Annotated in this window: 16 protein-coding genes; 8 read left to right on the top strand and 8 right to left on the bottom strand. The window is 71.8% G+C overall.

What is annotated here, in order from left to right; translation table 11 throughout:
• Positions 1–809 (bottom strand): LLM class flavin-dependent oxidoreductase (locus tag VF202_05785; GenBank protein HEX7039602.1); only part of this gene is annotated, 809 nt, incomplete at its 3' end.
• A gap of 59 nt (positions 810–868) precedes the next feature.
• Positions 869–2,428: an ABC transporter substrate-binding protein gene (locus VF202_05780; protein HEX7039601.1), complete on the bottom strand. Its 1,560-nt coding sequence runs from the start codon at positions 2,426–2,428 to the stop codon at positions 869–871.
• A 385-nt stretch (positions 2,429–2,813) separates the two neighbouring features.
• Between VF202_05780 and VF202_05775 the strand changes: the two genes are divergently transcribed.
• The 6 genes from VF202_05775 to VF202_05750 all read left to right on the top strand — a co-directional run bounded on the left by VF202_05775 (position 2,814) and on the right by VF202_05750 (position 10,718).
• The gene (locus tag VF202_05775) at positions 2,814–3,767 is read left to right on the top strand and encodes an ABC transporter permease (protein HEX7039600.1); all 954 of its coding nucleotides are present in this window, start codon (positions 2,814–2,816) and stop codon (positions 3,765–3,767) included.
• A gap of 4 nt (positions 3,768–3,771) precedes the next feature.
• Positions 3,772–4,674 (top strand): ABC transporter permease, encoded by a 903-nt coding sequence (locus VF202_05770; protein HEX7039599.1) that lies wholly within the window; start codon positions 3,772–3,774, stop codon positions 4,672–4,674.
• Positions 4,675–4,800: 126 nt separating this feature from the next.
• Positions 4,801–5,859 carry a succinylglutamate desuccinylase/aspartoacylase family protein gene (locus tag VF202_05765; GenBank protein HEX7039598.1) on the top strand — a complete coding sequence of 353 codons (1,059 nt, stop codon included), beginning with the start codon at positions 4,801–4,803 and terminating at the stop codon, positions 5,857–5,859.
• Between the two features lie 133 nt (positions 5,860–5,992).
• Positions 5,993–7,594 (top strand): ABC transporter substrate-binding protein, encoded by a 1,602-nt coding sequence (locus VF202_05760; GenBank protein ID HEX7039597.1) that lies wholly within the window; start codon positions 5,993–5,995, stop codon positions 7,592–7,594.
• The gene (locus tag VF202_05755; GenBank protein ID HEX7039596.1) at positions 7,591–9,081 is read left to right on the top strand and encodes an amidase; all 1,491 of its coding nucleotides are present in this window, start codon (positions 7,591–7,593) and stop codon (positions 9,079–9,081) included. Before VF202_05760 ends, VF202_05755 begins: the two co-directional genes overlap by 4 nt.
• Before the next feature lie 2 nt (positions 9,082–9,083).
• Complete coding sequence (locus VF202_05750; protein HEX7039595.1) at positions 9,084–10,718, top strand: ABC transporter substrate-binding protein; 1,635 nt, start codon at positions 9,084–9,086, stop codon at positions 10,716–10,718.
• Between the two features lie 32 nt (positions 10,719–10,750).
• Here VF202_05750 and VF202_05745 read toward each other — a convergent pair whose 3' ends face one another.
• The 4 genes from VF202_05745 to VF202_05730 form a co-directional block, all read right to left on the bottom strand.
• Positions 10,751–11,665: an ABC transporter permease gene (locus tag VF202_05745; protein ID HEX7039594.1), complete on the bottom strand. Its 915-nt coding sequence runs from the start codon at positions 11,663–11,665 to the stop codon at positions 10,751–10,753.
• On the bottom strand, positions 11,662–12,579 hold the full coding sequence (locus VF202_05740; GenBank protein ID HEX7039593.1) for an ABC transporter permease: 918 nt from the start codon (positions 12,577–12,579) through the stop codon (positions 11,662–11,664). Before VF202_05740 ends, VF202_05745 begins: the two co-directional genes overlap by 4 nt.
• Before the next feature lie 178 nt (positions 12,580–12,757).
• Positions 12,758–13,390 (bottom strand): aquaporin, encoded by a 633-nt coding sequence (locus tag VF202_05735; GenBank protein HEX7039592.1) that lies wholly within the window; start codon positions 13,388–13,390, stop codon positions 12,758–12,760.
• Between the two features lie 166 nt (positions 13,391–13,556).
• On the bottom strand, positions 13,557–14,411 hold the full coding sequence (locus VF202_05730; GenBank protein HEX7039591.1) for an ABC transporter ATP-binding protein: 855 nt from the start codon (positions 14,409–14,411) through the stop codon (positions 13,557–13,559).
• Between the two features lie 248 nt (positions 14,412–14,659).
• Between VF202_05730 and VF202_05725 the strand changes: the two genes are divergently transcribed.
• The gene (locus VF202_05725; GenBank protein ID HEX7039590.1) at positions 14,660–15,166 is read left to right on the top strand and encodes a DinB family protein; all 507 of its coding nucleotides are present in this window, start codon (positions 14,660–14,662) and stop codon (positions 15,164–15,166) included.
• 316 nt (positions 15,167–15,482) lie between these two features.
• The gene (locus VF202_05720) at positions 15,483–15,758 is read left to right on the top strand and encodes a hypothetical protein (GenBank protein HEX7039589.1); all 276 of its coding nucleotides are present in this window, start codon (positions 15,483–15,485) and stop codon (positions 15,756–15,758) included.
• 63 nt (positions 15,759–15,821) lie between these two features.
• On the opposite strand, the gene VF202_05715 is transcribed toward VF202_05720, so the two are convergent.
• Both VF202_05715 and VF202_05710 read right to left on the bottom strand, forming a co-directional pair.
• On the bottom strand, positions 15,822–16,145 hold the full coding sequence (locus VF202_05715) for a DUF1905 domain-containing protein (GenBank protein HEX7039588.1): 324 nt from the start codon (positions 16,143–16,145) through the stop codon (positions 15,822–15,824).
• 106 nt (positions 16,146–16,251) lie between these two features.
• Positions 16,252–17,673: a hypothetical protein gene (locus VF202_05710; protein HEX7039587.1), complete on the bottom strand. Its 1,422-nt coding sequence runs from the start codon at positions 17,671–17,673 to the stop codon at positions 16,252–16,254.
• Positions 17,674–17,839: the final 166 nt, after the last annotated feature.

The raw sequence follows: 17,839 nt of genomic DNA, 5'->3' as shown, positions 1-17,839 counted from the left end.
CGCTTCAGCCAGTCGGCCTCCTGCTGGCGCTTGCGCACCGTGGCCTCCGCGACCTCCTGGGCCTGCGCGTCGGTGGGCGCGATGGAGGTCGGCGACAGGCAGCCGACCTCGAGCCGTAGGTCCCGCGAGTACCTCTCCCTGGCCAGCTCGCGGATCCGCGGCACCTTCTGCCGGTAGAAGTTGGGCGAGCCCCCGACGAGCCAACCGTCGGCGAACCTGGCGGTGCGGCGGAGGGCGGCGTCGCTCTGGCCGCCGTACCAGATCTTGATGTCCGGCGCCTTGGGGAAGAGCTCCACGTCCTCGAGCCGCCAGAACGTCCCCTCGTGGGTCTGGGGGCCGTCCTCCTTGAGCAGCTTGCGTATGACCTTCAGGGCCTCCTCGGTCCGCTTGCCCCGCTCCTCCCAGGGCACGCCCGAGACCTCGAAGTCCTTCTTCACGTTCCCGGCGCACACGGAGAGCACGTAGCGGCCCTCTGACAGGTGGTAGAGGGTCGTGGCGAGGCGGGCGACCATGGCGGGGTCGCGCCAGCCCAGGACGATCGAGGCCGGGATCAGGCGCAGGCGCGGGACCTTGCAGGCGAGGTAGGCGAGGACCGAGTGCGCCTCGTAGAAGTCGGTCGCGCGCTCCAGCGCGTCGACCGCCTCGACGGAGCCGGCGTAGAAGTGGTAGCGGTCGAAGTCACCCCATTGGACGTGGTCGTGGACGAGGACGGCGTCGTAGCCCAGGCGCTCGGCGCTCGTGGCCATCGCGTCGATGGCCGCCTTGGACGCGAAGGGGCCGGAGTGGGGAAGCCGAACTCCGAAGCGCAAGTCGTTCCCTCCTACGCGGGAGTGCGCGGGGGACGGCGCGCCGTCCCCCGCCACGCGGCCTACTGGGCCGCTTCGAGGGTCTCGGCCCAGAACTCGATGGTCGTGTCTGGCGTCAGGTTCGCCACGGGTTCGCGCCAGGCGGCGACGTAGGCCCGGTAGAGGATCGGGATGATCGGCAGCTCCTCCATGAGCTTGGCCTGGAGCTCGTGGTAGAGCTGTTCGCGCCGCTCCTCGTCCAGCTCCCCGCGCGCCTGCTCGATCAGCTCGTCGGCGCCGTCGTAGTGGAAGAAGTTCGAGCCGTTGGGCGGGATCGACTCTGAGTGGAACACGTCGGTGAAGAAGAGGTCGGGGTCGCCGAAGCGGGAGGTGGCCGAGAAGGTCACGTCGAAGTCGCCGCTCTCGCGGCGGTCGAACGCGGTCGTGGCGTCGAGGCCCTCGAGCGTGACGTTCACGCCTATGGCCTGCCACGACTCGGCGAGGATCTGCGCGATCGTCGTCTCGGGCTCGCGCATCTGGAACATCAGGGTCATGTCGAAGCCGTTCGGGTAGCCGGCCTCGGTCAGCAGCTGGCGCGCGCGCTCCGGGTCGAAGGGGTAGGTGGGGACGTCGTCGGTGCCGCCGGCGACCTGCGAGGGACGCATGACGTCGGCCGGCTGGTCGAGGCCGGGGAGGAACGACGTGATGAGGCTCTTGTCGATCGCGTGGGCCAGGGCCTGCCTGACCCTGACGTCCTGCACGGGCTCGTAGCCGGGCCCGAACTGGACCTGCATGAGGTTGTAGTACTCGACGACCGTGACGGCCTCGATCGTGTCGCTGTTCAAGAGCTGCTGGGCGACCTCGGGGTTCCCCCTCGTGTACGCCGCGTCCAGCTCGCCGCTCTCCAGCGCCGCGGCCACGACCGTCTCCTCGCCCACGTGGACGAAGGTGACCGAGGCGAAGTCGGGCGGGCCCATGTAGTACTCGTCGTTCGCCGCGAGCACGACCTCGTCGTTCTCGTTCAGCTCGACGAACGAGTAGGGGCCCGTGCCGATGGGCTGCTGCGCGAAGGCCTCGCCGCGCTCCTCGACGGCCGCCCGGGACACGATCAGGCCGGGACGGTAGGCGATGACGTTGCGCAGGAACGACGGCTGGGGCTCGGAGAGCGTGATCCGCACCGTGTAGTCGTCGACGGCCTCCACGGAGGTGATGCCCGTGAGCAGGGAGTACCAGGACGACTCGGGGTCGTCGAGCTGGCGCTGGAACGTGAACACGACGTCGTCGGCCGTCATCTCCCCGTACCCGCCGTGGAACTGGACGCCCTGGCGGAGGTGGAACGTGTAGACCGTGCCGTCCTCGGAGACCTCCCAGCTCTCGGCCAGGTCGGGGGCCAGCTCGCCGCCGCCGGTGCCTGGCACCATCCGCACGAGCGAGTTGAAGATGCTGCGGTTGACGAAGGAGTCGGAGGTGTAGCGCCAGTAGGCGGGGTCGTAGACGCCGCCGGGCCTGGCGAACTGCAGTCGGACCCGGATGTCGGGCCGCGACTCCTGCGCGGAGGCGCCCGCGGCGAGCCACATACCGGCCAGCGCCGCGAGCGCGGCTAGCAACGCTCTCCAGCTAGCAAGGGTCCGTCGGTCGTTCATCGCCCACAACCCTCCCATCGCCCTGCCGGCCATGCGGCCGTATACCGTCGTACACAAGTTGGCGTGCGGTGAGACTATCAGCTTGCCCCGGGAGCGTCAAGGCGAGCGCGCGGGCGGGCGCCGTCGGGGAGGGAGCCGCGCGTCACGTGAACGGGCCGCGCGCGCCGCGGGAAATTGACACCCACGGCCCTCGTTGCTAGACTCCTCGCACTAGTTCCGTATCCGGCTGTATACAGCGGCCCAGCCGTTCTCGCGAACGTTTCGCCCGCTTCGCCGACCACGCGCCAGCGGCCTCCGAGGGAGGACGTACCTCATGAGCAGATCAGCGCAGTCTGCCTACGTCCCTTGCGCCACCTAGGCCCGGCGCCGGCATGAGCGGTGCCGCATGACCTCCTACTTCGCCAGCCGTCTGCTCTCGGCGATCCCCTTCCTCCTCTTCGTGCTGGTCCTGGCCTTCATCCTCATCAGGACCACGCCGGGCGACCCGGTGAGCGCGTACATGGCGCGCCTCGGGGGCGAGAGCGCCGTCTCGCAGGAGTTCATCGACAACCTGAGGCGTGAGCTGGGCCTCGACCAGCCGGGCATCGTCCAGTTCGTCAGGTACGTGCAGCACGTGCTCCAGGGGGACCTGGGCGTCTCGTTCAGCAAGAACCGGCCCGCCCTCGCCATCGTCAGGCAGCAGCTCCCGTTCACGGTCCAGCTCGCCTTCGCCGCGATCTTCATCGCCGTGATCATCGGCATCCCGGTCGGCATCATGGCCGCGCGGCGCCGCGGCAAGCCGGCCGACTTCCTCAGCTCCAGCGTCTCGGTCTTCGCCTACTCGATGCCGAACTTCTGGTTCGGCCTCATCCTCATCAGCATCTTCTCCGTGCGCCTGGGCTGGTTCCCGGTGCTGGGGGTGGGCGAGCCCAACCTCGCCAGCCGGCTCCAGCACCTCGTGCTCCCGGCCCTCACGCTAGGCCTGTCCCAGGCCGCCTACATCGTGCGGATGTCCCGCAGCGCCATGGTGGACGTCCTCGGCGAGGACTACATCCGCACGGCGCGGAGCAAGGGGGTGGGCGAGATGGGCGTGGCGTACAAGCACGCCATCCGCAACGCCCTCATACCCGTGGTGACGGTCATCGGGCTCACCCTCGGCAGGGCGCTGGGCGGCTCCGCCGTCGTCGAGATCCTCTTCGGCCGCATCGGGATGGGCAGCCTCCTGGTCGAGTCGATAACCCAGCGCGACTACGTCATGACCCAGGCGGGCGTGCTCGTGTTCGCCGCCGGCGTGTTCGTGGTCAACCTGCTCGTGGACATCACCTATGGACTACTCAACCCGAGAATCCGCTACACGTGAGCCGGTGCCGCTCGGGTCGCGCCAGGCGCTGGCGCAGCCCGTGACGTCGCGCGCGCCCTCGCGCCTGCGGCGGCTCTCGAAGTACCGCAACCTCGTGGCGGGGGCGGCGATCATGGTGCTGTTCGTCCTCATCAGCATCTTCGGCCCCTTGGTCACGCCCTACGGGCCGAACGCGATCTCGCCGCTCGACCGCCTGCAGCCGCCCAGCGCCGAGCACCTCATGGGCACCGACCACCTGGGCCGGGACATCTTCACGCGCGCCATCTACGGCGCCCGCTACTCGATCGCGATCGCGGTGGGCGCGATCCTGGTGGGCGGCACGATCGGCTGGCTGGCCGGCGTCGTCGCCGGCTACTTCGGCGGCAAGGCCGACCGCGTCGTCGTCTTCCTCGTCGACACGTTCCTGGCCTTCCCGATGGAGCTGTTCGCGCTGGTGATGATCGCCACGCTGGGCCAAGGGCTCCAGAACCTGGTGTTCGCGATCGCCCTGGCGGTCTGGCCCCGCGTCGCCCGCGTCGTGCGCGGCGAGGTGCTCAAGGTCGTGCAGCTCGAGTACGTGGAGGCCGCCAAGGCCATCGGGGCGCGCAGCAACCGCGTGATCCTCAAGCACATACTCTCGAACACGCTGGCGCCCACGACCGTGGCCCTGAGCTTCTACGTGGGCACGGCGCTGCTCGTCGAGGCCAGCCTGGGCTTCCTGGGCCTGGGCGTGCCGCCGCCCACGCCCACGTGGGGGCGCATCGTGAGCGACGGGCGCAACTACATGCAGGCCGCGCCCTGGGTGATCACGACGGGCGGCCTCGCGATAGGCCTGATGGTGCTGGGCCTGAACCTGTTCGGGGACGGCCTGAGGGACGCCGTCGACCCGCGGACGAGCCGCGTGACGACGCCTACGGAACGGCGCTGAGGAGGCGGCCGCGCCGTGCGCCGGGCCCGCCGCGGCGAGGTTGACCCGACCCCGGACCGCTGATAGACTCCAGCCGGTTGTATACAGCCGTATACGTGGTCTGCGCAGGTGTGAAGGGAGCATGCCGTGCAAGTACTCCGCATCACCCCCGAACAGTTCGACTTGGGCGCCGTCCAGAGGGGCACCAAGCAGCGCTACGCCGTCAAGGTCGGCGAGTTCGCGAGCGGCGCTCCCGTGGAGCTGGCCGTGACCGTGGTGCGCGGTCGCGACGACGGCCCGACGGCCTTCATCGGCGCGGGTGTGCACGGCGAGGAGCCCGCGGGCATGGACACCGTCAAGCGGCTGGCGCGCGAGCTCGACCCCGAGCAGGTGTCGGGCACGGTGATCGCGCTCCCTCTCATCAACGTGCCCGCCTACGTGCACCGCCAGCGGCTCTACCCCCTCGACGCCCCCACTGTCGTGGACATCGGCGGCGCGCAGCCCGACAAGGACGGGGTCCTCTCCACGCGCATACTGTGGGCGGTCGTCGACTGCATCGCCAAGGACATCGACCACGCGCTCGACATCCACGCCACGCACCTCGACAGCATCAACTACCCCAGGGCCATGCTCACCTCGCCGGGCGACCTGCCGGAGGACCTCGAGCGCCGGCGCCTGGAGCTGGGCCGGGCCTGCGGCTTCGAGATCATCCACAGGTGGACGCGCAAGGGCCGCAGCGGCGGACCGACGGGCATCTTCTGCCGGCGCGGCGTCCCGGCCATCGCCATCGAGGCCGGCGAGGGCTGGCGCAACCTCTACCCGTTCCCCGAGATGATGCTGCGTGCCTCGTACAACTTCCTCAAGGCCATCGGCGTGGTGCCCGGCGAGCCCGAGCTGCCCGCCATGCAGGTCGAGATCACCAAGCGCTACGAGGTCACGGCGTCGAAGGGCGGCATGTCGCACCTGAAGGTCAAGACCGGCGACTACGTGAGGAAGGGGCAGCTCCTGGCGGAGATACGCGACCTCTACGACGACGTGGTGGAGGAGCTGCTGTCCCCGACGAACGGGATCATCGTGAGGACCTCGCTGCTGCCGATCGTCAACACCGGCGCCAGGGTCTGCAACGTCTACGAGACCGACGAGGCGGGCTGGGAGACCAGGGAAGTGCCCGAGCTCGAGCGGCACATCGTGGTCTCGGGCTTCTGACGGCGGGCTAGCCGCGCCCTCGGCCGCGGCCTAGACAGCCACCGCCCCTTCTGCTACCGTGGCGCGCGTCGTATACCGCTGGATACCAAGCGTTCGCGAAGGATGACCCCGTGGCCCCAGAGGAGGGAGCGGCATGGTTCGACCGGTACGCGGGCTGCAGGTCCTTCTCCCCGGTACGCGCGCGAGGCTGCTCGCGGCGTTCTGGGCCCTGACGCTGGCCGTTGGGGTCGTCGGCGGCCTCGGCCAGGCGCAGGGGGCGGACCAGCGGCCTGATCTGCGCATCAGGCTGCAGTTCGCCAGGCCGGGCGGCGTCTACGACCCGGCCTACTGGCGCTACACCTCCGACGGCTGGGTCTACCCGGCGATCTTCAACCAGCTGGTGCGCAAGGTGCCCGGCACGGGCGGCGACCTCGAGCCGGACCTGGCCGAGAGCTGGGAGGTCTCCGAGGACGGCACGACGTACACCTTCCACCTGCGGCAGGGGGTGCAGTTCCAGCGCGGCTACGGGGAGATGACCGCCGACGACGTCGTCTTCTCGATCCAGCGGCAGATGGACGACCCGGAGGCCACCTTCCACTCGATCTACGCCAACGTCAGCGAGGTCGCGGCGGTCGACGACCGCACGGTGCGGATCACGCTCGCCGAGGCGCAGCCCTCGTTCCTGCTGGCCGTGCTCACCAACCCCAACGGCGCCGGGTTCATCGTCTCGCGCCGCGCGGTCGAGGAGCTCGGCCTCGAGGAGTTCGCCCGGCACCCCGTCGGGACGGGCCCTTACGCGCTCGAGGAGGTCACGCCGACCGACGAGGTCGTCCTCGCGAGCCACGACGAGTACTTCGGCGGCACCCCGAGCGCGCGCAGCATCACCTTCGTGCACGTGGCCGAGGAGGCGGTGGCGGCGGCCGCGCTGGAGCGGGGCGAGCTCCAGGCCATCTACACGCGAGGGAACCCCGAGGTCGCCCAGGAGCTGCTCAACTCCTCCGACATCGAGGCCCAGACGGTCGTCGAGTACTACAACATCATGCACATCGCCTTCAGCCCGAACTTCGAGCCCGTGCAGGACGTGCGGGTCAGGCAGGCGCTCGCCTACGCCCTCGACAAGAGCGTGATCCCGCTGCTGCTGCCTGGGCTCGACGAGCCCGCCGACGTGCTGCGCCCCTCGCAGCTCCCGGGCGGCACCGACGACGTGCCCACCTACGAGTACGACCCCGATCGCGCCCGCAGTCTGCTGAGCGAGGCGGGCCAGGAGGACCTGGCGTTCACGCTGATGTTCCAGACGCGCGAGCCGGAGGCGACCATCGCGCAGTGGCTGGCCGACAGCTGGGAGGCCGTGGGGGTCAGCGTGACGCTCGAGGGCGCCGAGGCCACGACGGCCCACGACATGCGCACCTCGGGCGACTTCGAGGTGACCTTCTCGGCCACGTCGCGCGCCGGCGACCCCGACTACTTCTTCACCGACGTCCTGCACTCGAGCTCCACGGGCGGCGCCGGGTCGAACTTCTCCGGCTACTCCGCCGCCGACGACCTGATCGAGGAGGCCAGGTACGAGCTCGACCCGCAGCGCCGGCAGGAGCTGTACGAGGAGATCCAGCGCCAGGTGATGGAGGACCTGCCGGTGATCCCGCTCCTCTACCGCGCCTACGTCGCCGCGTGGCGGGAGCCGATCGTGAGCCTGGTGCCAGACAGCACGATCCAGTTCTGGCCCGACACCATCGAGGTCGCCTCGGGTTCGCCGTGACGGAGGACGCGCGGCTACCTGGCGCCGCGAGCGGCTCGCAGTTCGCCGAGGCGGGGGACGCCGGTGGGCTGGGCGGAGCGCGGCGCGCGGCCGCGGGGCTGGAGTTCGAGCCCCTGACGGCGGTAGCCGCCGCCGTCCGCGAGGGCCGCCTGAGCCCGGTGGAGCTGGTCTCCGCGCAGCTGGAGAGGGCCCGGACCGTGGGGGCCGCGCTGGGCTGCTTCGTCACGGTCGCGGAGGACGAGGCGCTCGCCGCGGCCGAGCGCCTGGAGGCGGCGCTCGAGTCCGGCGAGGCCGTGGGCCCGCTGCACGGGGTCCCCGTGACGGTGAAGGACAACATCGCCGTGGCCGGCCTGCGCATGACGGCCGCTTCCGGGGTGTTCGCCGACCAGGTCCCCGCCGAGGACGCCGCGGCCGTCGTCCGGCTGAAACGCGCCGGCGCCGTGGTCCTGGGCAAGACGAACCTCTCCGAGCTGGCGTTCGGCTCGTCGCATCCCGCCTTCGGGGAGCCCCTCAACCCCTGGGACCCGGAGAGGTCGACGGGCGGTTCCTCGAGCGGGTCGGCGTCGGCGCTGGCGGCAGGCATCGGCTACGGGTCGGTGGGGACTGACACCGGCGGCTCCATACGCATCCCGGCCTCGATGTGCGGGCTCGTCGGGCTGAAGCCGACGTTCGGCCTCGTCGAGCTCGCTGGCGTGGTCACGATCAGCCGCGAGCTGGACCACGTGGGACCGATGGGCAGGACGGTCCGCGACGTGGCCGTGCTGCTCGACGTCATGGCGCGCGACGGCTGGGAGCGCCGGCGGCTGGCGGACCTCGACGGTGTCGGGGCCGGGCTGCGCCTGGGCGTGCTGGCCGACGAGGAGCTCTCCGGGGTCCACCCCGCCGCCGTCAGGGCCGTCGAGACGGCGCGGGACGCGCTGGAGGCGGCCGGGTGCGAGACGCGGGTCGTGTCGCTGCCGGACCGGGACCTGGCCAGGTCGACGATGTGGACCATCGCGGCCGTCGACCTGCTCGTCGACCTCGAGGCGCACCTGAGGAGCCCCGGCATGGGCGAGGGCCTGAGGTCGGCGCTCGAGCGCGCCGCGGGAACCAGCGCCGCCACCTACGTCAAGGCGCGGCGGGCGCGCGACGAGCTGACGGCGGAGCTCGACGCCGTGTTCGCGTCCATCGACGTGCTCCTCACGCCCGGGGTGCCCATCCCCGCGCACACGACCGCGGAGCGCGCGGCGCTGCGCGACGTCAGGCAGGCGTACACGCCGCTCTTCGACCTCACCGGCCACCCGGCCCTGGTCGTGCCGGCGTCGCTGAGCCGGGAGGGGCTGCCGCTGGGCGTGCAGCTCGTCGGCCGGCGGTTCGCCGACGACGTCGTGCTCGGCGCGGGGCTCGTCGTGGAGGAGGCCGTCGGCTCGCCTTGGGCGCGGGAGGACGTGAGGGGCCGGGTGACCGCCACCGTCGAGCGGCTGGCGGCGCAGCGCCCCGTCGCCTGACCATGAGCGCACGCACCGCCCTCGCGCTGCTCGTCGCCCTGGCGCTCGGCCTCGGCTGGGCGTCTCCGGGCGGGGCCGAGCGCGGCGCGGACGAACGGAGCGGGGCGGACGACCGGAGCGGGGCGGACGGGAGCGCGGCCGGGACGACCGCGGCCGGGAGGAGCGAACCCGAGCAGCGGCCCGCGCTCGTCATCGGCGTCGTGGCGCTGCCGGACGGGCTCGACCCCGCCGTCGACATCAACATCGGCGCCAACGGCTTCCGCACGCTCTACTCGGTCTTCGACAGGCTCATCTTCCGCGACTTCCTCGCCGGCGGCCTGCGGCCTGGTCTGGCGGAGTCGTGGCGGTGGGAGTCGGAGACGGAGCTGGTCCTGGAGCTGCGCCGCGGGGTGACGTTCCACGACGGCTCGGCGTTCACCGCCGAGGACGTCGTCTTCAGCCTCGAACGCGTGCTGGAGCCCGGCTCCGACCTCGTGACGGCCCGCGGGACGTTCGCGAACGTCGCCGCGGTGGAGGCGCTGGGCGACCACACGGTCAAGATCACCACGAAGGGGCCCGACCCGGTCCTCGAGCAGGTGCTGACCATGCAGGAGGCCTCGATCGTCCCCGCTGAGGCCTACGCGGCCGGAGCGGCGGAGTTCAACCGTCGGCCCGTCGGCACGGGGCCTTACCGGGTGGCGTCGTTCGTGGCGGGCGACCGCCTCGTCCTGGAGCCCTACGACGGCTACTGGGGAGGGACGCCGACCGCGGGCGAGGTCGTGTTCCGCGTGATCCCCGAGACCGCCGCGCGCGTCACCGCGCTCGTCACGGGCGAGATCGACATCGCCGCCTCGCTGCCGCCCGACCAGGCCGCGGTCCTCGAGCGGTTCGACGGGGTCGAGGTGCGCCCGGCGGTCCTCGACAACATCCACGTGCTCCGCTACAACACCACCCACCCGGTGCTCCGCGACGTGAGGCTCAGGCGGGCCATGAACCTGGCCATCGACAGGCAGCTGCTATCCGACTCGCTGTGGGGCGCCGTCGCTGTCGTGCCGCGCGGGCACCAGTTCGCGTCCTTCGGCGACATGTACGACGCCTCCCGGCCCGTCGCCGAGTTCGACCCCGAGCGCGCCAGGGCCCTCGTAAAGGAGTCGGGCTACGCCGGCGAGAAGGTCTACCTCAACGCCCATCCCACCTGGTACACGAACGGTCTGGCGGCCGCCGAGGCGATCGTCGAGATGTGGCGGTCCGTCGGCATAGACGCCGAGGTCCGGGTCGTGCCGGGGCCCGAGGAGCTCTTCGGCCTCCCCCACGACGACCCGTTCGCCATGGTGAACATGTGGTCGAACTCGATGCGCTTCGCGGACCCCGCCGGCGGGCTGTGGGCCACGTGGAACCCCAACGCGCCCCCGCAGGCCAGCGGCTACTGGCGGGCCCCGGACGAGTTCAACGCGCTGGGCCTCGAGGCGAGGAGCATCACCGACAGGGACAGGCGCAGACGCGACTACTGGCGCATGCTCGACATCTGGGAGGAGGAGGCGCCCGGGACCGTCCTCTACTACTCCGTGGAGTTCTACGGGGTGCGCGAGGGCGTGGAGTGGCGGCCGTACAGCGACTTCTACATCGACCTCAGGCCCTACAACCTGGCGTTCCGCTGAGGGGCCCCTCGGGGCTCCGACCGGACGGCCCCCTAGCCCCTCAGCCGCGGGTCGAGCCTGTCCCGCACCCAGTCGCCGAGGACCGTCACCGCCATGCTCAGCAGGAGGATCGTCGCCGCCGGCGCGGCCGGGAGGGTCCAGCGCGTCAGCAGGTAGTCGCGCGTCGCCCCCAGCATCGCGCCCAGTGAGGTGCCCGGCGGCCGCACGCCGATGCCCAGGAACGACAGCGCCGACTCGAGCAGCATCACGTGGGTGAAGTTGGCCGTGGCCAAGACGGCGAGCGTGGTGCCGACCGCGGGCGCCAGGTGCCTGACCGCGATCCGGCGCCGGCTCGCCCCCAGCGCCCGCGCGGCCTCGACGAACGGCAGCCCGCTCAGCGCCAGGACCTGCCCCCTCACGACGCGGGCGTAGGTCTCCCAGCCGGCGAGCCCGACCACGAGCACCAACACCGGCTGCGAGGCGCCGACCAGCGCGATGGCCGTGAGGGCCACCAGGATGAACGGCACCGAGGCCTGGACATCGACGAGGAACATGATCAGCTCGTCGACCCAGCCGCCCGCCAGACCGGCGGCGAGGCCGAGGGCGCCGCCGAGCGCCAGGCCGATGAGCGTGCCCAGCGTGGCCACGCCCAACGTCGTCCTCAGGGCGAACAGCAGGCGCGAGAGCACGTCGCGTCCGAGGTGGTCCGTGCCGAGCAGGTGCCCTCCCGCGCCGCCCAGCCACGACGGCGGCTCCAGCCGGCTCGGGAGGTCCTGAGCCCTGATGTCGTAAGGCGCGATGACCGGCGCCAGGACGGCCGCGGCGAACAGGACGGCCAGGACCGCGTAGCTCGCCACGGCGACTGGTGGCGGCGACCTGCGCCGCCATGCGGCCCCGGCGGGGGACCGCGTCGCCGCCCGCGCCGGGGGCTCCGCCTGGCGGCGGCGCGAGCGGGCCGGCTGCCTCACGACGTGCGCACGCGCGGGTCCACGACCCCGTAGAGCAGGTCGACCAGCAGGTTCGCGACGACGACGGAGACGCTGACGAGCACGACGGCGAACTGGATCACCGGGAAGTCGCGCGTGACGACCGCGTGCACCAGGAGCCGGCCCACGCCCGGCCAGGCGAACACGGTCTCGACGACGACCGAGCCGGCGACGAGCGCCCCGGCCCGCAGGCCCAGCAGGGTGAGCACGGGGAGGCAGGCGTTGCGGAGCACGTGCTTCAGCGCCACCGACGCGGCGCCGACGCCCTTGGCGTGAGCCGTGCGGACGAAGTCCTGCTCGGCGAGGTCGAGCATCACGCCCCGCGTGAGCCGCAGCAGCCAGGCGGACGAGGCCGCCGCGAGGGTCGCGACCGGCATGACAAGGCTGTGCCAGCCCTCGCGCCCGCCGCTGGGCAGCCACCTGAGGGCCAGGCTGAAGACGAGGATCAGCGCCACGCCGAGCACGAAGTTCGGCACGGCCTGACCCACGAGGGCCCCGGCCGTGAGCAGCCTGTCCCAGGGTCCTTCGCGGCGCGTAGCGGCGAGGACGCCTCCGCCCACGCCCAGGAGCACGGAGAGCGCGAGCGCGATGCCGCCCAGCTGGAGGGTGGCCGGGACGCGCTCGAGGACCGTCTCGGTCGCCGGCCTCCGCTCGGCGAAGCTCTCCCCGAAGTCGCCGCGCAGGACGTTGCCCAGGTAGGCGACGTACTGCCGCGTCAGCGGCAGGTCGAGCCCGAGGCGCGCCCGCAGCTCGGCCTGCTCGGCCGGCGTGGCGTCCTCCGGCAGCAGGGACCTGGCCGGGTCCCCCACCAGCCGGGGGGTGACGAAGGCGACCGTCAGCACGAACCACACGGTCAGGACGCCCCGCCACAGCCGGTACCAGAGGATGCGTGCCACCTTCGCTCCTCCGCTCGCGCGAGCCGCCAGACGCCTGGTCGCCGCCCGCGACCCCGATCGGGCGCGGGCCCCGAGGACCGAGGCTACGACTAGCCGGAGCGTCTGGTCGCGCGGAGGCTACCGCGAGAAGGCCGCCCGCGCCGCCTGCCCGCTCCCGGATCGGCAGGTCGCGCGGAGGCTACCCCTCCGGGTGGAGGTACCTGAAGGCGGCCGCGGCGAGGTAGGAGCCGAGCAGCGGCCCGACGACGTAGAGCCAGACGTGGCCGGCGGTGCCGCCGGCGATCGCGTCGACGAGGACCGCCCCCACGCCGACGGCGGGGTTGAAGGCGCCGCCCGAGATCGCGCCGCCGGCGGCCGCCCCGGCCGCGACGGTCCCGCCTATCGCCAGGCCGTAGAAGGAGTTGCCCTTCGTCGCCGCCGCCGTGGCGGACGCGAGGACGACCGCCACGAGCGCGAAGGTGAAGAACGTCTCCACGGCGAGCGCGGCGAACGTGCCGGCCTCGGGACCCGGCGCCACCGTGAACGGCGCCCCCGCGACCCAGCGGGCCAGCGCGGCCGCGACCACGGCGCCGAGGAGCTGGGCGCCCCAGTACGGCGCCAGCTCCTTCGTGGGCAGCGCACCGCGCAGCACCGCACCCAGGGTGACGGCTGGGTTGTAGTGACCGCCCGAGACGTGCCCGCCGGCGTAGACCATCACCATCAGCACGAGCCCGATCGCCAGCGGCGCCAGGTCGCTGCCCTGCGCGACGGTGAGGCCGACTGTCAGCACCAGGAAGAAGGTGCCGATGAACTCCATGAGGTACGCGCGCATCGGTATGCCTCCTTGCGAAGTCCGGTTCCGTGTGAGCTTCGCATGAGAGCCTAGCCTAAGCCAGCGGACTCGCAGGCCCGCCGAGGGAGCGCGGTCCCGCGGCCGCTGGCGGCCCGGAGCCTCGCCGCCTCCGCGCCCGGAGCCTCGGCGCTCCCGCGCCGGGATCTCAGTACCCGAAGGCGAGGCCCTGGCCCCGCGCCCGCGCGAACCCGAGGAGCGGCAGGCCCACGGACACGGCCGTGGCCACGGCCGTCCAGGGACTCAGTGTGGCCGCGAGGTAACAGGTCACGGCCCAGGTGTGCGGGGTGAACCCCTCGATGAAGGCCAGCACGACGTCGCCCCGCACGCGCCGCTGGCGGAACAGGTCGCGGCGGCTGACCCTGACGGGGTTCCACAGGCGCACCCCCGCCGTGGCCGTCGCGCCGGCCGTCCCGCAGAGGAGCGCGGCGGCCCCGCCGAGCGGGTCTGCGGCGTCGAGGCCGGTGAGAGGCTCGTCGAGGATGATCACGTCCGGCTCGTGGATCAGCCCGCCCGCCAGCCCGAGCTTCTGCTTCATGCCGCGCGAGAACGTCTCGGTGAGGTCGTGCCTGTTGTCCCACAGACCGAGCCACTTCAGGAGCTCGGTGGCCCTGGCGAGCGCCGCGTCGGCCGGCATGCCCCACAGACCCGCCACGAACTCCAGGTACTCGAGCGGGTTCAGCTTGCCGTAGAGGAGCGGTTCGTCGGGCAGGAACGCCAGCCGCCGCTTCGCCTCCGCGGGCTCGCGCAGCACGCTGGTGCCCAGCACGCGGGCGTCGCCGGCGTCGGGCCGCAGGAGCCCGGCGACGATGCGCAGAGTCGTCGTCTTGCCCGCGCCGTTAGGCCCCAGCAGCGCGTAGAGCTCGCCCCGGCGCACCTCGAGGGAGAGCCCGTCGACGGCCACGGTGCGGCCGAAGCGCTTGGTGACCCCCTCGAGCCGCAGCGCCGGAGCGTCGCCCGCCGGCTCCCCAGTGGCCCGGGTGTCGGTGTCGGTCTCGTGCACGGTGGGACCCCCAGCGCAGTCTTACCAGGAGGACCGGCCGAGGACGCGGGGGCACGCCGCCAGAGGGAGAGAGGCACCTGGCCGAGAAGGGAGCGTCCGCGGTCGCAGTACCGCCGTGAGGAACACGCCGGTCACGAAGGCGAGGAGAGGGGCGTCGGGAGCGACCGGACGCCGAGGCTGTTACACTCCACCCGCGAGACCGACGGGGCGGGGGCGGCCGCGAGGACGGCCGCGGACAGGGGAGCAGCATGGAAGTGCCGGCCGAACTGACCATCGTCTTCGAGTCCTTCGACCGCAACGCTCGGGTCACCCGCGCGCTGCTCGACACGCTGACCATGGAGGACCTGAACCACAGCGACGGCGTCGGCGGCTACAACATCGGCCAGCACCTCGCCGACCTGGTCGACTTCCGCCCGAGCTGGCTCAGCCGCGTCTCGCCCAAGCACGCGGCGCAGGTGCCCAACGTCATCGACGACAGCTCGCCCACGTGGCTCGGCGTGAAGAGCATCGCCGAGCTGCAGGCGGCCTTCGACGCCGGCGACGCCGCCGTGCGGGCGGCCGTGCTGGAGGCAGTGGCCGAGGGGCGCGGCTTCGAGGGCGTCTACGAGACCCACCCGGCGCACCTCATCCAGCACACGATCGTCCACGACTCGCACCACCGCGGGCAGATCCTGGCCCTGCTCAGGCAGGCGGGCCGACCGGCCGACGTGAGGCAGAAGCTCGAGAGCGAGTCCTGGGCGATCTGGCGGGAGTGAGGTGCTGCTCCGCGGAGCCTGCTGCGTGCGCCTGGGCCATCGCTAGGCCGCATCGGCGAGCAGGCACGTGACCGAGCCCAACCCTGTGACAGTCCCGTAAGGGCCAGTTGGTAGTCTTCTCGCGATCCGCAAGGAGAGGCTGCGCACGATCGCTTCGCGTGCGCAGCGAGGGGGGAAGATGCTTCAAGGTTCGCCGAATCGCGCTCACGTGGCCATCCCGACGGTCAGCCTGAACGGCAGGACCCTGCGTCGCGCGTACCAGATACTCCAGATAAGGGTGCAGAAGGTCGGCCGCGGGATAACCAACGAGATCCTGATGCTCCATATCAACGGCAAGCAGTACTCGGCAGGCGTGAAGACGCTGGACGAGCTGCTGAACTACCTGGGGAGCCAGGGCTTCGAGGTCGTCACCACCGAGATGGAAACGGAAGGGATCTACACCTACTTCTACACGTTGCAGAGGGAGGTCCTGACCGACCAGCCCATCGAGCACGACATCTTCGACGAACTCGCCTCCGCTCGCCCGGGCGCGACCTTCGGTCAGGGTGTCAGGGGCTTCTTCGAGTTCATCGGGATGGCCGACAACTGGTGAAGCCGGCCCGAGCCATGACCTGGGAGAAGCGTCGGGCAGTCTCTCACAGTACGTCGGTCGAGGTCACCGCCCCGCCGCCCGCGCCTTGGCCGGGCTGACCTCCATGAGCTCGAGCTCCACCGTGATCGTGTCGCCGAGCTCGATGCCCTCCTTGCGGCGGACGTCGGCCCTGACGGGGACGATGTAGCCGCCGTCCTTCGGCCAGAGCGCCGTGGCCCACGACGTGGCGCCGATCGTCACGCGCGCCGGGATCATGCCCCAGCCGTAGGTCACGAACGGGGCGGCGGCCCTTATGTAGTCGCAGCCGTCCTCGGGCACGGAGACGAAGTGGTGGGGAGCCGGTCCCTTCCAGTACCAGACCGGCCCCTCGAACCGCAGGTGGTCCATTAGCCGACTGTAACGGCCCCCGCCTAACGAGGCGAGGAGCCGGCCGTCCCCGAAGCCGGCGCGCCGCGCCCCGGCGACGCAGCCGCCGACGCTGCGCCCGCAGCGGCTAGTCCGACCTCACCTCGAAGGCCAGCACGAAGGCGGGCAGCTCCTCGCCCGGGTGGTCCTGGAAGTGGAGCATGGGGAGCTGCAGGTAGGTGGCGTTCGCGTCGGGAGTGGTGGGCCCGCCCGGGGAGGTCACCTCGCCTTGGTAGATCGACGGGTAGATGCCTATGAAGTGCGTGCCCTCTCGACCCGGCGCCTTGAGGAAGATGGTCAAGTCGCCCTGGCTGTTGAACCCGCAGCCGTAACCCACGTAGCCGTTGTCGATGAGCAGCGCGTAGATGTTCGCCGTCTGCGTCCAGCCGACGCCCTTGAGGGTGATCGTGATGTCGCCTCCCGGCTCCACGACCTTGGGCTCGAGCGTCACGACGCTGGGCGTGATCACGTAGCTGACCGAGGCCTGCGCGTCGCCGGCCACGGCCCGCAGGGTGTGGGCGCCGCCGAGGTCGTCAGGCGTGGCGAGCGCCAGGGTGAACGCGCCGGAGGCGTCGGCCTGCACCTGCTGGAGCTGCCGCTCGACCTCCTCCCAGCCCTGGCCGCTGATGCGGTTGCCCGTGACGGTGCTCCACATCAGGTCGACCGTCGCGCCCGGCGGGAAGCCCGCGCCGCTCACCTCGACGGGGCTGCCCACTGTGCCGGAGCCGTGGTCGAGGCTGAGGCTCGGTCCGTCGGCCGTGGAGGAGACCGCCTCGGCGCGCGGGAGGGTCATCGCCTCGGGCGCGGGCGGCATCACGGCGGGGCCCTCGGTGACCTCGAACATCGCGCCGAGGACCGTGGGCACCGCCGGCTTGAAGTTCGGCGACTGCTGCTGGTTGAGGTACGGCACGGGGTGCGTGCCGGAGATGGCCTGGATCGTGTGCAGGCCCACCTCGCCCGTGGCGGGGATCGTGAACACGGCCGTGCCCTGGGAGGTGATCGCCGAGACCCAGCCCGTGTGGGCGCCGTCGTAGAGGAGGTGCCAGACGGACTCCCAGAACCTGTAGCCGACGCCCTTCATCGTCACGGTGATCGGCGTGCCCACGGGCCCCGACGCGGGCGAGATGGACAGCGAGGGCACCACGGTGAAGCCGCTGCGTGCCTGGAGCTCGCCGCCGGCCTCGACGAAGACGTTGTGGACGTAGCCGTAGTCCTCGGGGACGGTGAACTCGAAGGAGGCCTCGCCCGCTGCGCTCACCGTGGCGGTGGCGAGCACGGTGCGCGTCTCCTCGGCGGTGATGCCGTGGAAGGTGCCGTCGCCCACGTTCCAAGCGGCGTCGGCGCTGATCCACACCAGCTCGACCTCGGTGCCCGGCGTGAGGCCCGTGGCGACGGCGCTCACGGCCGTGCCCACGACGCCGTCCAGGGGCTCGAGCGCGAGCCGGCCCGGCGCCTGCGCGGCGGCGGCGCCCAGCAGCAGCGCCGCCAACAGGACCAAGATCCTCTTCACGGCTGTACGTCCTTCCCGTCCGCTGTCGGGGGTCGAACCGCCCCGCTTGGCGGTGCCAGAACTCGTTCGGTGCCGCGGGTCACGGCGCCCCCGCTCCGTCGACCGCAGAAGCGAACGCCGTGCCCTGGCCGGACACGGCGTTCGCTACGGTTCCGCTTCGCTCGCC

This window comes from Trueperaceae bacterium (assembly GCA_036381035.1).
In the GTDB taxonomy this organism is placed as follows: domain Bacteria; phylum Deinococcota; class Deinococci; order Deinococcales; family Trueperaceae; genus DASRWD01.
Note: the sequence above shows the minus strand (reverse complement) of the source record. Positions and strands in the feature narration are given on the sequence as shown.

Bases quoted from the DNA above. Each gene is read 5' to 3' on its own strand.
- VF202_05780 (HEX7039601.1), bottom strand. From the start codon at position 2,428: ATGAACGACCGACGGACCCTTGCTAGCTGGAGAGCGTTGCTAGCCGCG.
- VF202_05775 (HEX7039600.1), top strand. From the start codon at position 2,814: ATGACCTCCTACTTCGCCAGCCGTCTGCTCTCGGCGATCCCCTTCCTC.
- VF202_05760 (HEX7039597.1), top strand. From the start codon at position 5,993: ATGGTTCGACCGGTACGCGGGCTGCAGGTCCTTCTCCCCGGTACGCGC.
- VF202_05750 (HEX7039595.1), top strand. From the start codon at position 9,084: ATGAGCGCACGCACCGCCCTCGCGCTGCTCGTCGCCCTGGCGCTCGGC.
- VF202_05735 (HEX7039592.1), bottom strand. From the start codon at position 13,390: ATGCGCGCGTACCTCATGGAGTTCATCGGCACCTTCTTCCTGGTGCTG.
- VF202_05725 (HEX7039590.1), top strand. From the start codon at position 14,660: ATGGAAGTGCCGGCCGAACTGACCATCGTCTTCGAGTCCTTCGACCGC.
- VF202_05720 (HEX7039589.1), top strand. From the start codon at position 15,483: ATGCTCCATATCAACGGCAAGCAGTACTCGGCAGGCGTGAAGACGCTG.
- VF202_05715 (HEX7039588.1), bottom strand. From the start codon at position 16,145: ATGGACCACCTGCGGTTCGAGGGGCCGGTCTGGTACTGGAAGGGACCG.